This is a genomic window from Sphingobacterium hungaricum (assembly GCF_015210005.1).
Taxonomy (GTDB): Bacteria; Bacteroidota; Bacteroidia; order Sphingobacteriales; family Sphingobacteriaceae; genus Sphingobacterium; species Sphingobacterium hungaricum.
The window spans coordinates 1,955,805-1,968,470 of the sequence record NZ_MU158698.1; the positions used below are offsets into that span (position 1 = coordinate 1,955,805).

Genomic DNA, 12,666 nt, shown 5'->3' on the forward strand with positions numbered 1-12,666 from the left:
AGTCAAATTCGCAATTTATTTTACATGTTCTTAATACAAACGTGAAAAAAAACGCATATCAAGATTTCATGGTAATTTTGTATACTTGTTTTATGAATACGGATAACACAAATTCCAGGAGGAATTTTATTAAGCAAAGTATACTTGGAGCGACAGCGATTGGTTCTATTTCGGCGATGACCGCTTCCAAGCCGGCGGCTGTGAAGGGAAAGCCTATTGTAATTTCGACATGGGATTTCGGTATAGCTGCCAACAAAGAAGCTTGGAAAGTTTTAAGTGCGAATGGACGTGCGCTGGATGCGGTAGAGCAAGGCGTTAAAGTTGCAGAAGCCGATTTAAATAATCCGACGGTTGGCAAAGGCGGTTATCCTGACAGAGATGGATTTGTGACCTTGGACGCTTGTATTATGGACGAGTTTGGAAATTGTGGCTCTGTCGCTTTTCTGCAAAATATCGCACATCCGATTTCAGTAGCTAGAATGGTTATGGAAAAAACACCACATGTGATGCTGGTCGGTGATGGTGCTTTGCAATTTGCTTTGCAAAATGGTTTTTCGGAAGATAATTTATTGATTCCATCATCCGAAAAAGCATGGAAAGAATGGTTAAAGGAGAAGAATTATAAACCTGTCATGAATATTGAAAACAAATCGTTTTCTACAGAGCGCTTGCCGGGAAATCAATACAATCATGATACCATTGGCATGCTTGCCTTAGATGCTGCAGGAAATCTTTCTGGTGCGTGTACGACAAGCGGAATGGCGTTTAAAATGCACGGTCGCGTCGGGGATAGCCCGATTATTGGAGCCGGACTGTATGTGGATAACGAAATCGGCGGTGCGACTTCGACAGGAGTGGGAGAGGAAGTAATTCGCACGGTTGGAAGTTTTCTTGTGGTTGAATTAATGCGTCAGGGCTATTCGCCAGAAGCGGCTTGTAAAGAGGCTGTGAATAGGATTATCAAAAAGAAGCCGGAGACGGCAAAGGAAATTCAAGTCGGATTTTTGGCTCTGAATAAAAACGGCGAATACGGTTCATACGCATTGCAAAAGGGATTTAGTTATGCGCTTTGCAATTCTGAAAAACAAGATTTATTAGTAAAGGGAAAACATATTTACCAATAATTATTTAAAATATGACAATTACGAGTTAGTTTTGAAGTTTTATCTACTTAAATTTAAACTATGAAAGCAACATTTGGAGGTGGGTGCTTCTGGTGTACAGAAGTAATTTTTCAGCAAGTAGAAGGTGTAACTTCTGTTTTGCCGGGATACATGGGCGGAACAAGAGAAAATCCTACATACGAACAGGTTTGTTCGGGAGCTACCGGGCATGTAGAGGTGATTGATATTGAGTACGATGAAGAGAAAGTAAGTTTTCGAGAATTGCTTTCGATATTCTTCAAGACGCATAATCCAACAACTTTAAATCGACAGGGAGCTGACGTTGGAACGCAATATCGTTCTGTTATTTTTTACCATAATGAGGAACAGCGTTTGTTAGCCGATGAGTTTATTACAATGTTGGAAGAGGCTGAAATTTATGAAGAGAATATCGTAACGGCTGTGGAACCTGCCGATAAATTTTGGGAAGCTGAAGATTATCACGTCAACTATTTCAATCGAAATCCCCAAAATCAATATTGTGCAGCTGTTGTTGCTCCGAAACTGAATAAGTTTTTAAAGGATTATAAGAAATAAAAATATACTTGTAACTTTATTTAAACCTCATGAAATTTTCTTGAGGTTTTTTTGTTCTTTTACTTTCGGTTAGGTAGGATATAAGAATTCAAAAATGAAGAACTAGAAAACTTTCTTTCTCAATTTCATTTTGATTTTAATGCCACGAATACACGAAGGATTTTTACAACTATTTGTGTTTTTCGTGGTTTTTTAACACAGAAAGTCTTTCCACAATTTTTTAATTTTTACTTTTTAATTTTAACTTATTTTGTCAAAAAATAATCGAAAGCCGCTTTGCTGATTTCAGCAATGATTTTGTCATTCGTCTCTTCGTTTTCCAATGAATTATTCACAAAAATGCTGATTGCTAAGTGTTTTTTGTTCGGAAGCTCAATGATTCCCACATCGTTTAAAGCTCCAGCCAATCCATATGAAGTTACCGCAGAAGTTCCGGTTTTATGATAAACAACAGTGTTTTTTGGCAACAAACCTTTGATGCGGTTAAGTCCTGTGCTCGTTTCTTTCATGATTTTCCAAAGAAACGATTGGTAGTCATTTGCCAATAAAGGTTGCGTAAAAGATTTTTGAAGTAAATTATTCATGTCATTAGGGGATGAATAATTCAAATATTGAATGTTCCAATCTGAACCCATAGTTTCTTCGTCGGCTACAATTTTAAGATTTTCAATCCCTAAATTTTCAAAATATTGCTCCGCAACGTCAGGACCACCGATCCATCGCAACAAAATATCGCATGCGTTGTTGTCACTCCGCGAAACCATGACGCTCAGCAGCTCGTCCATTGTCACCGCACTATTTCCGTTAGGATATTTATCGCGTAAAGGGCTCCATGTATTTTCTAGCAAATCGGCTTTTGTCACCAATAATGTATGGTTTAAAGGGATATTTTCCTTCTGCATTTTGTCCAAAACAACCAATGCAATCGGATATTTAAAAACGCTTTGCATCGCGTAAAATTTGTCGCCATGGTGGTTGATTTTTTCGCCGCTTTCAAGATGGAAAATCGAAACCCCCACTTGCGCTTTTTTATCACGAAGTATGTTTTCTATGCTTGTTTCTAAGTTTTGAGAAAATGATTTTCCAAAGAATAAAACGAGGATAATGGCTACAATGTATTTCATGTTTTTTTAAATTTTAAAATAATCCCAATTGACCGTTGTCATCAATCTGAACATCATCAGGATTGGTGATTTCCAGTTTGATATCATCTTTTTTAGGCTCAGATTCAGTCTTTTTATCTTCAGCCTTTTCTTCTGCGATAGTTTTCGTTTCCTTTTCGTCTACCGGCGCTGGCTCTTGGATTTCTTCAACTGCCGGAACAGGATTTTTACTTGCCACAGAAGCTAAATCCTTGTCTTCTGAAATTAATTTAACCTTACTAACCGTGTGAAGGGAAAGGCGATTGCCTTGTGCTTTCATGCCTTTCACATCGATAAGCTCGTTTAAATTTTGGTCGACATTTTCTTTTGTTTGCGATTTGCCTTTCAGCAAATCAATGTTTACGATCGGCTCATCCGCATTCGTAATAACCAGCAATTTGGAACCTTCTTCCTCATTGATAAAATTCACGCGCTTTCCTATCGGCTGATCGTCAAACTTAAAACGTTTCACATAATATGTGCCTGATTTTCCGTCTTGATGGATTACGCTATAAATCTGCTCTGGATAATATTTTTCTAAACGAATCATTTTTTCATCAAAATGATTGTTTAAGTCAAAAGATGAAAGTTCGTAGGTTCCATCTTTCAATACGATTAATAACTTATCGTCTCCATCAAACTCTCCAAGAAATTTGCCACGCTCGTCAACGTTTAAGCGTTTCAGGATATCATCATACCATATTTTCCTGCCGGAAAGTGTAGACACGCCCGCGCTTTTAAATGTGACTTTTTTGATCGGATATTTTGTCACGATATTTCCTTGAGAACCTCGGCCTTTAATTGCGATTTCTGCAAAATCTTGGTCAAAAGCGAGCTTGCGGAGTTTCGCATGAGGTTTCAGCTGAATATTAACGATTTCCGCTTCGCCATTCGGATTCGCTGTAAAATAAATGACTTTAGATCCTTTGCCGCCTTTCGTCAAATCATATTCTTTGTCGCGGGTAATTCCCGTCACCGCGAATCGTTTGATGTAGGCAGTTCCAGAAGCACCATCTTTGTAAATGGCATTATATACAGTTCGCTCGTCACCTTTTTTGAATACCGCAACATGAATAATGTCTTTTCCAACAAACACCTTATCCTGAATCTTGACAACGGTAAATTTACCATCGCTTCTGAAAGCAATGATATCATCGATATCCGAACAATCTGAAACAAATTCATCTTTCTTGATTCCAGTTCCGATAAATCCGTCCACGCGGTTCACATATAATTTGGCATTTGCTAAAGCAACCTGGGTAGCTTCGACTTTGTCGAATAATCGCAATTCTGTCTTACGTTCGCGGCCTTTCGCATATTTTCCGCGTAAATATTCAAACCATTCGATCGTATATTCGGTTAGCTGACGAAGATTTTTCTTAACAACTTTAATCTCGTCTTCCAAGGCTTTCATTTGTTCATCCGCTTTCTTTACGTCGAATCGCGTGATGCTGCTCATTGGTTTGTCAATCAATCGTTTGTAATCTTCCGGCAAGATCGGACGATAAAACTGTTCGAAAAAAGGTTCGAACAAATGATTTAGGACTACAACAACAGTTTCAAAATCACCTGCATTTTCATAATCTTCATGTTTGTACATGCCTTCTTGAATGAAAATCTTAAGCAAAGAACTAAAGAAAATCTTCTCTTGCAATTCATGCAATCGAATTTCTAATTCTTGTTTAAGCAACGCTTTGGTGAATTTGGTGTTTTCGATCAGAATATCATTGACCGACATAAAGTACGGCTTGTTATTCTTGATGACACAGGTATTCGGTGAAATGGACGATTCACAAGCCGTGAATGCATATAAAGCGTCAATCGTCACATCCGGAGAAATTCCTGGCGCGAGATGCACCATAATCTCTACGTGTTCCGCGGTATTATCTTCTATTTTTTTGATTTTGATTTTGCCCTTGTCGTTTGCTGCGACGACAGAGTCGATTAAACCGCCAGTAGTTGTACCAAAAGGAATTTCGGTGATGGCTAAGGTTTTCTTATCGCGCTCTTCGATTTTTGCGCGAACGCGAATTTTTCCGCCTCGCTGTCCTTCATTATAATTCGACACATCGGCCATGCCGCCTGTCGGAAAATCAGGCAATAGGTTTGGACGTTCGCCTTTCAGAACCTGAATTGAACCCTCAATGAGTTCAATAAAATTATGGGGCATAATTTTAGTCGCTAGACCCACGGCAATTCCTTCAGCGCCTTGCGCAAGCAATAGGGGGAATTTAACGGGCAACGTAACAGGTTCTTTGTTCCGACCATCATAACTTAATTGCCATTCCGTTGTGTCCGCATTGAAAACAACATCTAAAGCGAATTTTGATAAACGCCCTTCGATGTAACGAGGAGCTGCCGCAGAATCACCAGTAATTGGGTCTCCCCAGTTTCCTTGGCAATCGATCAGCAAATCTTTCTGACCGATCTGAACCATGGCGTCGCCGATTGAAGCATCGCCATGCGGATGATATTTCATCGTATTACCAATGACATTCGCCGCTTTGTTGTAGCGTCCGTCATCCATTTCCTTCAGCGAATGAAGAATACGGCGTTGAACAGGCTTAAATCCATCATTGATATGGGGAACGGCGCGATCTAGAATTACGTAGGAAGCGTAATCCAGAAACCAGTTTTCGTACAATCCCGATAGTGGAATGGTATTGCTGGTTTGTTCGTTCTCTTGTGGTATTAAATTATTTTGGTTGTCGTCAGTGTAATTCGTTTCGTCGCTCATTTACTGCAAGGCTGTATTAATTTACCTAAAAAAGGGTTGATCGCTCAACCCTTGTAAATTTACAAAAAGCATTTTGAATTTGAGGAATGCAAGAGCTATGTTAAGCTAAAAGTCTTCTATAGAAATTTGACTGAATTTTATGTGCAATATATTCACATGTCAGTTATTTTTTTATAACTTTAAGTTAATTAATGTATTTACGATGAAAATTATTGTTGTTATTCTAGGTTTATTGTTTTCCCCTTCTTTTCAAGAAAGCGACGAAACATTAGTACGAAATTTCCTGATTAGTATTGAAAAAGGAAGTAATGAAGAAGTCGTCGACAAGTATTTGATTTTAACTGAAACCAGTGATTCACTGCAGATAGCAGATAGGAAAGAGTATTTAAATTTAGTCCTTGACGATCTAAGAGATACTTTGAAAATTAAACCAATTGAACATATAAAAATAACTCGAGTAACTGATTATTTCGATTATGATATTGATACTGATGAGTCAGGTTTTGATCATTTAATGATTGTTTCTTACAAGAACGAAAAATTATTGAGCGTACTCACTCACAATAATAAAATTAAGTCTTTCACGGGGATGCGAAAGGGTGAAACGGAAACCTTCTTTTTTTATTAAAATCTTAGTCGTTGAATTTTCGAAAATTAACTTTCAGTCAAGAAAGGTCATTTGAGTTCTGTAAGATTTTTGATATTCGACAATCAAAATCTTCTAAGAGGTAATTTGATATTTATTTGATCAACAGTTTTTTTTGCATAAAGCATGGGTTAAGATTTTTTTATTGATAGGTTAAGTCTTTAGTTTTTGTATCTTTAAAATTCAACGATTTGAACTTATTCCAACGATTTATGAAAGTTTTTAGACCCTTTATCTCTTGTTTGTTTTTCCTTGTTTCCTTCACGGCTGTAGCTCAGCAGATTACTTACAAGGAAGTTAAAGATATTCCTTACTATCCCAATTCATCCGATTCGTATATCAATGAAAAATGTAAACTGGATATTTATTACCCAGAGAATAAAAAATCAAAAGCTACAGTCATTTGGTTCCATGGGGGAGGCTTAACAGGAGGGGCGAAGGAACTTCCAGAATATCTGAAAAATAAGGAGCTCACCATTATTGGAGTTGGCTACCGTTTCTCGCCGAAAGTCAAAGTTGCGACCATTGTCGAAGATGCTGCGCAAGCGATTGCTTGGGCTTTCCAAAATATTGAGAACTACGCTGGTAGCAAAGACAAAATCATTTTAAGCGGGCATTCTGCTGGAGCTTATTTGGTCAATATGGTAGGTTTAAATCCAGCATATTTACAGAAGCACCAGATTTCGAACCAAGATGCTTTGGGGATTATTTCGTTAAGCAGTCAGGCAATTACGCATTTTACTGCCCGCAATGAAGTTGGGCTGAAAGAAACCCAACCGACGATAGATTCGTTAGCTCCGCTGTATTGGGTTACGAAAGATGCATCGCCAATCCTGCTGATTACTGGTGATCGGGAATTGGAAATGGTTGGGCGTTATGAAGAAAATGCGTATCTCGCACGCATGTTGAAATTAGTTGGCCATACAGATGTGACTTTGCTGGAATTGGACGGTTATGGACATAATATGACTTATCCTGCTTTTCCTTTATTGGTTAAGGAGATTGATAGGCTTTTGGCGAAATAAATGAGCTTTGGTTGCACTAACTTGACTTATTAACAAATTGCGCTATAAGAACCAGTAAATTTAACTTGAAAAGCAAGCAATGCTCAAATACGCAATCATCCTATTTCTTGTATTCAACGTAGCTCTTAAAGGTATTGGTCAGACTGTTTATACTACACCTTCTGGCAAGAAATACCATACCGCTACTTGCCATCATATAAAGAATGTCTCGCATAAAAGGACATTAGTAGATGCAGAAAAATTGGGGTTCACACCATGTTCCCAATGCAACCCTAAACAGCAAGAACAAGCAGGATTTGTATCGACGCCTAGCAGTGGCGGGCTCGGAATTAAACGAGGGGAAGCAAGGGGAATAAAGTCAATTGCTACCCAATGCAAAGCGATTGCAAAGTCAACAGGTAAGCGATGCAAGCACATGACCAAAAATGTGAATGGCTATTGTGCACAACACGAACAATAATGTCACTGTAAGACTTCCATAACGTTTGCAACGCATTTGACAAAAAAATCCCCCTAGATTTGCTAGAGGGATAGATAATTATTTGTTTTAAAATTATGTAATCTCGTCTGTACGCGTATGCTTATGCTTGAATAAGAATGAGAATAAGAACGCGATAATTAAGGAGTAGAAAGCAAAGCAAAGCCAAATTTCAGTCCACATCATGTTTCCATTTGGATCGGTTAAGAAATGTTCAATGGCATAACCAGAAGCATAACTTCCCAATATCGCACCAAAACCATTGGTCATCATCATAAACATTCCCTGAGCGGATGAGCGGATAGCAGGGGAGGTATTTGTTTCTACGAATAAAGAACCTGAAATATTAAAGAAGTCGAAAGCCATTCCGTAAATAATACACGACATAATAATCATCCATAATCCTCCTGCAGGATCGGAATAAGCCAATAATCCGAAGCGCAACACCCAAGCCAGCATGCTGATCAGCATCACTTGTTTAATGCCGAATTTCTTTAAAAAGAATGGGATGGCTAAGATAAATAAGGTCTCAGAAATCTGTGATATCGACATCACGATGGTTGAATTCTTAACGATCAATGAGTCTGCATATTCTGGGTACTCTCCAAAATGCGATAGAAAAGTGTCGCCATACATGTTCGTTAATTGCAGCGCAGCACCTAAAAACATGGAGAATACAAAGAAAAGCGCCATTTTGTAATCAGAAAAAAGCTTGAACGCTTTCAGTCCGATCGCTTCCGAGAAGCTTTTGCTCTTATCGCTGATCCGCATTGGCGGACTTGCGGGCAAGGTTAAAGCATAAGCGCCTAATGCAAATGCACCAATGGCCGCAATGTAAAATTGACCTTCCGTCGCTTTATTTCCGGATAGATTTGTAATCCACATCGCTGCAATAAAACCTACCGTTCCCCAAACACGTATCGGAGGATAATATTTTACGACATCTAAATTGTTTTTCTGCAAGACAGAATATGCAATGGCGTTGGATAGCGCAATGGTTGGCATATAGCAAAACATGGCGGCTAGCATAATCCAGAAAAACAGATTAGGATCCGTCACTTGGGTAAGATAAACTAATGCAACCCCATATAACAAATGAAGCAAGGCGTACAGACGCTCGGCATTAATCCATTTATCGGCAATAATTCCCGACAACGTCGGCATCACTAACGACGCCAATCCCATCGTCGAAAAAATAGCTCCAAATTCGGTAGCAGTACCAATTTTATTTTCAAACCAATAAACACCAATGGTAATGAGCCATGCACCCCAAACAAAAAATTGCAAGAAGCTCATGATGGTCAGACGTAGCTGTATAGACATAAAGTATGTTAGGTAATAATATTATAATTTGCGTCTTTCGATTTCATCGCGGATTTTGGCAGCGGCTTCATATTGCTCGTTTTCCAATGCCTTGTCCAATGTTTTTTCAAGTTGGTCGTTCGTAAGTGATGTATAAGCAGACGTTTCTTTTTGCTTTTCTACCGGTTTTTCTTTTTGCGGTTCGTCCTGAATATTTTTTAATTCAATATTCTCAATGTTTTCCAAGAAGGCAAAATCATTGCTCTCGATTACAATGCCTGCGGCATCCATAATAAAGTCATAGGTGTAAATCGGGCAACCAAATCGGATGCCTAAAGCAACGGCATCAGATGTTCTTGCGTCGATTTCTGTCGTTTTCTCCGTTGTTTTGCACAACAATTTCGCGAAGAAAATTCCGTCCACTAAATTGTAAATCAATACTTCTTCCAGACGAATGCTAAATTCATCAGCAAAAGATTTAAACAAATCGTGGGTGAGCGGGCGGCTAGTACTTACTTTTTCTATCTCAATAGCAATGGCTTGCGCTTCAAAACCACCGATGATAATTGGCAATCTTCTATTTCCATCCACTTCTCCTAGAACCAGGGCATAAGCGCCCGACTGTGTTTGGCTGTAGGATATTCCAACGATATTTAGCTTAATTTTCTTCATTCTTAACGACCTTAAGATAGTACAAATATGTAAATATTAAAGCCAAAAAAAAAGTGGCCTACCATTTTTTTAAAAATTAAGGCCACTTCTGGATTCACTGTTTAGTTTAATTCTTTTAACTATTCTTAAATTTCTTTAAAGCTTCTGTTAATTTTGGAACCACCTCAAATGCGTCACCTACGATTCCATAATCTGCCACTTTGAAGAACGGCGCTTCTGGGTCTTTGTTGATGACAACAATCGTTTTCGATGAACTTACACCCGCTAAATGCTGGATTGCGCCAGAAATACCGATTGCAATGTATAAGTTAGGGCTGACCACGATGCCGGTTTGGCCTACGTGTTCAGAATGTGGCCTCCAATCAGCATCGGATACGGGTTTTGAACAAGCTGTAGCAGCGCCCAAAACCTCCGCTAATTCCTCAATAATTCCCCAGTTTTCCGGACCCTTTAATCCGCGACCAGCAGAAACTACGATTTCAGCCTCCGGCAAAGAAATTTTATCAGTAGCACGAACAATCTCTTTGACAATCACCGAAAAATCATCCTGATTTAAACTAGGCGTAAACGATTCAATCGTTGCTGAACCGCCAGTTTCTTTAACCTCATACGAATTCGGATTCACAGCAATGACTTTCACCGCTGTGGTTAATTCTTCGGTGGCGAACGCTTTGCTCGAGAAAGCAGATTTTTTTAGCTTAAATGTATCGCCCGAAATTTCAGGTAACTCAATCGCGCCATCTGCTAAAGCTGCATTCAATTTTGTTGCGATGCGTGGTGCCAATCCTTTTCCGCTAAAGGAATTGGATAAGACAACAACTTTTGCTTGTTCTGATTTTGCAGCTTCCGCTAGGATAGAACCGTATGCTTTATTAACAAAGTTTTTTAACTGTTCGTTCTGAACATTCAACACTTTGGATGCTCCATAGTTGCCTAATTTGGACAAATTCTCATCAGCGACTTGACCGATTGAAATTGCAGTTAGCGAATCACCCGTCTGGTCGGCGATTGCTTTTGCATAAGAAACTACTTCGAAGGCTGATTTTTTGAAATCACCTTCAATATTTTCGACATATACTAGAATTGACATATTTCTTGCTGATTATAATTAAATAACTTTTGCCTTGCTGTGTAATAAATTGACCAATTCGTCTACATTGCCAGCATCGACTAATGTAACTGCTCCGCGCGGAGTCGGTGATTCGTAACCTGTGATTTTAGATAAAACTGTAACGTCTATCGGCTCGATTACATTCAATGGTTTTGTTCTCGCGCTCATAATCCCTCTCATGTTCGGAATCTTTGGCTCTGCCACACCTTCGGCAGTTCCTACAACAACTGGAAGTGAAGTGCTCACGACTTCTTTTCCGCCTTCTATTTCTCTTTCAATCGTCGCCTCGTTATTATTTATTGTTAATTTTTTAGCAATAGAAACCGAAGGAAGATTTAATAATTCTGCAACAATCGCAGTAACTTGAGTACCGTTGTAATCAATGGACTCTCGGCCTGTCAAAATCAAATCGACAGGATTTTCTTTCACGTAGTTTGCAATTTGATTGGCTACGAACCAAGCATCTCTCGGCGCAGCATTAATTCGTACGGCTTCATCAGCACCAACTGCCAAAGCTTTTCTTATAGTTGGTTCTGTACTTTGGTCGCCTACGTTAATCACCGTTACAGATGCGTTTCCGCCTTCAGCTAGTTCCACAGCTTTTGCCAATGCAATTTCGTCATATGGATTAATAATGTACTGAATTCCATTCGAATTGAATGCGGTGTTGTTATCTGTAAACGTTATTTTAGAAGTAGTGTCTGGGACATTACTTATACATACAAGTATTTTCATAATTATTAGCGTTTTAAACAAACCTACTATTTTTAAAATTTATTTCAAAAAAAATTACCTTAAACAAACCAATCAAGCCTATTGATTTATTTTTGCCGAATTTTTAATAAATAGTGTTGTCTGTTTTTGTTTTGATAAATAAACGTTATTAATGCGCTCTTGTTTTAAATTATTTTCAAATATCGTCGCTTGTGCAAATTGGTCAACACACTGTCATTTTCTATGCTAGCATAGTAAATTGGTTGTTTTGGAATATTTTCTTTCGTGGCTGATGGTTTAAACTTATTTTTGAAGCTAAATAGATTATTGATGAATAGGATTGAAGAAATACATAAGTTTTTAGAAGAAACACCCAATGACCCGTTTTTACATTACGCACTGACGATGGAATACGTTAAGCTTGAAGAATTGGATACAGCAAGAGATTTGTTTCAAAAACTAGTGGATGAATATGGAGATTATGTAGGCACGTATTATCATTTTGGAAAGTTGCTCGAGAAAGTAAATGAAAAGGATTATGCCTTAACTATTTATCAAAAAGGAATAGAAATAGCTCGCAGCAAGCGGAATTTTCATGCGCTGAATGAATTGCAAGGCGCTTACAATTTAGCCTCTGGATTGGATGAAGATGATGACTATTAATCGCTAATCCTGCACTGTAAGGTCAATCGTGGTATCTTTTTTGTATCCTTAGTGTATATCATTTTATAATGCGCATACAACTAATAGTCATATCCCTTCTTTTATTTACGTTCACTGGATGTTTAAATAACAAGTCTAATGTCAACCAAAAGGATGCATATGAGGATAATGCGTTTAAAACTGTAAATCTTATCGGCACTTATGAAGGAAGCCTTCCCTGTGCTGATTGCGATGCGATAACAACATTATTGACCTTAAACCAAGATAAAACATACATAATGACTTATGTTTATTCTGGGAAAAGTGCCGAAACGTTTGAGAAAAAGGGCAATTGGAAGGTGGATAAAGGAATCTTGATTTTGGATGGAGAAGATTATTTCTATAAAATTGGTAATAATTTCATTACACAACTAGATTTGTCGGGGAAAGAAATTTCTGGGCCATTAGCAGAAAAATACCAGCTAAAGAAACTATAG

13 protein-coding genes are annotated in these 12,666 nt (G+C 38.3%); 7 read left to right on the plus strand and 6 right to left on the minus strand.

From position 1 onward, the window contains the following. Positions 1-92 precede the first annotated feature (92 nt). On the plus strand, positions 93-1,124 hold the full coding sequence (locus tag C4F49_RS11700; protein WP_196936017.1) for a glycosylasparaginase: 1,032 nt from the start codon (positions 93-95) through the stop codon (positions 1,122-1,124). 60 nt (positions 1,125-1,184) lie between these two features. Beyond that, a complete protein-coding gene (gene msrA / locus C4F49_RS11705; protein ID WP_196936018.1) occupies positions 1,185-1,700 on the plus strand; it encodes a peptide-methionine (S)-S-oxide reductase MsrA in 516 nt (171 codons plus the stop codon). Positions 1,701-1,945: 245 nt separating this feature from the next. Here the strand turns inward: msrA and bla are convergent, their stop codons facing one another. Together bla and C4F49_RS11715 are read right to left on the minus strand one after the other, a co-directional pair. Beyond that, a complete protein-coding gene (gene bla / locus C4F49_RS11710) occupies positions 1,946-2,824 on the minus strand; it encodes a class A beta-lactamase, subclass A2 (RefSeq protein ID WP_196936019.1) in 879 nt (292 codons plus the stop codon). A 13-nt stretch (positions 2,825-2,837) separates the two neighbouring features. Continuing rightward, the gene (locus C4F49_RS11715; protein ID WP_196936020.1) at positions 2,838-5,579 is read right to left on the minus strand and encodes a DNA gyrase/topoisomerase IV subunit A; all 2,742 of its coding nucleotides are present in this window, start codon (positions 5,577-5,579) and stop codon (positions 2,838-2,840) included. Positions 5,580-5,781: 202 nt separating this feature from the next. On the opposite strand from C4F49_RS11715, the gene C4F49_RS11720 reads away from it, so the two are divergent. From C4F49_RS11720 to C4F49_RS11730, 3 genes are all read left to right on the plus strand, one after another. Further along, a complete protein-coding gene (locus C4F49_RS11720) occupies positions 5,782-6,207 on the plus strand; it encodes a hypothetical protein (protein WP_196936021.1) in 426 nt (141 codons plus the stop codon). Between the two features lie 230 nt (positions 6,208-6,437). Next, the gene (locus C4F49_RS11725) at positions 6,438-7,250 is read left to right on the plus strand and encodes an alpha/beta hydrolase (RefSeq protein ID WP_196936022.1); all 813 of its coding nucleotides are present in this window, start codon (positions 6,438-6,440) and stop codon (positions 7,248-7,250) included. Between the two features lie 79 nt (positions 7,251-7,329). Then, complete coding sequence (locus C4F49_RS11730; RefSeq protein ID WP_196936023.1) at positions 7,330-7,710, plus strand: hypothetical protein; 381 nt, start codon at positions 7,330-7,332, stop codon at positions 7,708-7,710. 93 nt (positions 7,711-7,803) lie between these two features. On the opposite strand, the gene C4F49_RS11735 is transcribed toward C4F49_RS11730, so the two are convergent. The 4 genes from C4F49_RS11735 to C4F49_RS11750 all read right to left on the minus strand — a co-directional run bounded on the left by C4F49_RS11735 (position 7,804) and on the right by C4F49_RS11750 (position 11,548). Then, complete coding sequence (locus tag C4F49_RS11735) at positions 7,804-9,051, minus strand: nucleoside permease (protein WP_196936024.1); 1,248 nt, start codon at positions 9,049-9,051, stop codon at positions 7,804-7,806. A gap of 21 nt (positions 9,052-9,072) precedes the next feature. Next, entirely contained in the window at positions 9,073-9,702 is a 630-nt protein-coding gene (locus tag C4F49_RS11740; RefSeq protein WP_196936025.1) for a bifunctional nuclease family protein, read from the minus strand. 115 nt (positions 9,703-9,817) lie between these two features. Next, positions 9,818-10,792 (minus strand): electron transfer flavoprotein subunit alpha/FixB family protein, encoded by a 975-nt coding sequence (locus C4F49_RS11745; protein ID WP_196936026.1) that lies wholly within the window; start codon positions 10,790-10,792, stop codon positions 9,818-9,820. Between the two features lie 18 nt (positions 10,793-10,810). Next, a complete protein-coding gene (locus tag C4F49_RS11750) occupies positions 10,811-11,548 on the minus strand; it encodes an electron transfer flavoprotein subunit beta/FixA family protein (RefSeq protein ID WP_196936027.1) in 738 nt (245 codons plus the stop codon). Positions 11,549-11,857: 309 nt separating this feature from the next. Between C4F49_RS11750 and C4F49_RS11755 the strand changes: the two genes are divergently transcribed. Both C4F49_RS11755 and C4F49_RS11760 read left to right on the plus strand, forming a co-directional pair. Beyond that, on the plus strand, positions 11,858-12,190 hold the full coding sequence (locus C4F49_RS11755) for a tetratricopeptide repeat protein (RefSeq protein ID WP_231388293.1): 333 nt from the start codon (positions 11,858-11,860) through the stop codon (positions 12,188-12,190). Between the two features lie 68 nt (positions 12,191-12,258). Continuing rightward, positions 12,259-12,666, plus strand: coding sequence for a copper resistance protein NlpE (locus tag C4F49_RS11760; RefSeq protein WP_196936028.1), 408 nt, complete (start codon positions 12,259-12,261; stop codon positions 12,664-12,666).

Bases quoted from the DNA above. Each gene is read 5' to 3' on its own strand.
- C4F49_RS11740 (WP_196936025.1), bottom strand. From the start codon at position 9,702: ATGAAGAAAATTAAGCTAAATATCGTTGGAATATCCTACAGCCAAACA.
- C4F49_RS11755 (WP_231388293.1), top strand. From the start codon at position 11,858: ATGAATAGGATTGAAGAAATACATAAGTTTTTAGAAGAAACACCCAAT.
- C4F49_RS11725 (WP_196936022.1), top strand. From the start codon at position 6,438: ATGAAAGTTTTTAGACCCTTTATCTCTTGTTTGTTTTTCCTTGTTTCC.
- C4F49_RS11720 (WP_196936021.1), top strand. From the start codon at position 5,782: ATGAAAATTATTGTTGTTATTCTAGGTTTATTGTTTTCCCCTTCTTTT.
- C4F49_RS11760 (WP_196936028.1), top strand. From the start codon at position 12,259: ATGCGCATACAACTAATAGTCATATCCCTTCTTTTATTTACGTTCACT.
- C4F49_RS11715 (WP_196936020.1), bottom strand. From the start codon at position 5,579: ATGAGCGACGAAACGAATTACACTGACGACAACCAAAATAATTTAATA.
- C4F49_RS11750 (WP_196936027.1), bottom strand. From the start codon at position 11,548: ATGAAAATACTTGTATGTATAAGTAATGTCCCAGACACTACTTCTAAA.
- C4F49_RS11730 (WP_196936023.1), top strand. From the start codon at position 7,330: ATGCTCAAATACGCAATCATCCTATTTCTTGTATTCAACGTAGCTCTT.
- msrA (WP_196936018.1), top strand. From the start codon at position 1,185: ATGAAAGCAACATTTGGAGGTGGGTGCTTCTGGTGTACAGAAGTAATT.
- bla (WP_196936019.1), bottom strand. From the start codon at position 2,824: ATGAAATACATTGTAGCCATTATCCTCGTTTTATTCTTTGGAAAATCA.
- C4F49_RS11700 (WP_196936017.1), top strand. From the start codon at position 93: ATGAATACGGATAACACAAATTCCAGGAGGAATTTTATTAAGCAAAGT.
- C4F49_RS11735 (WP_196936024.1), bottom strand. From the start codon at position 9,051: ATGTCTATACAGCTACGTCTGACCATCATGAGCTTCTTGCAATTTTTT.
- C4F49_RS11745 (WP_196936026.1), bottom strand. From the start codon at position 10,792: ATGTCAATTCTAGTATATGTCGAAAATATTGAAGGTGATTTCAAAAAA.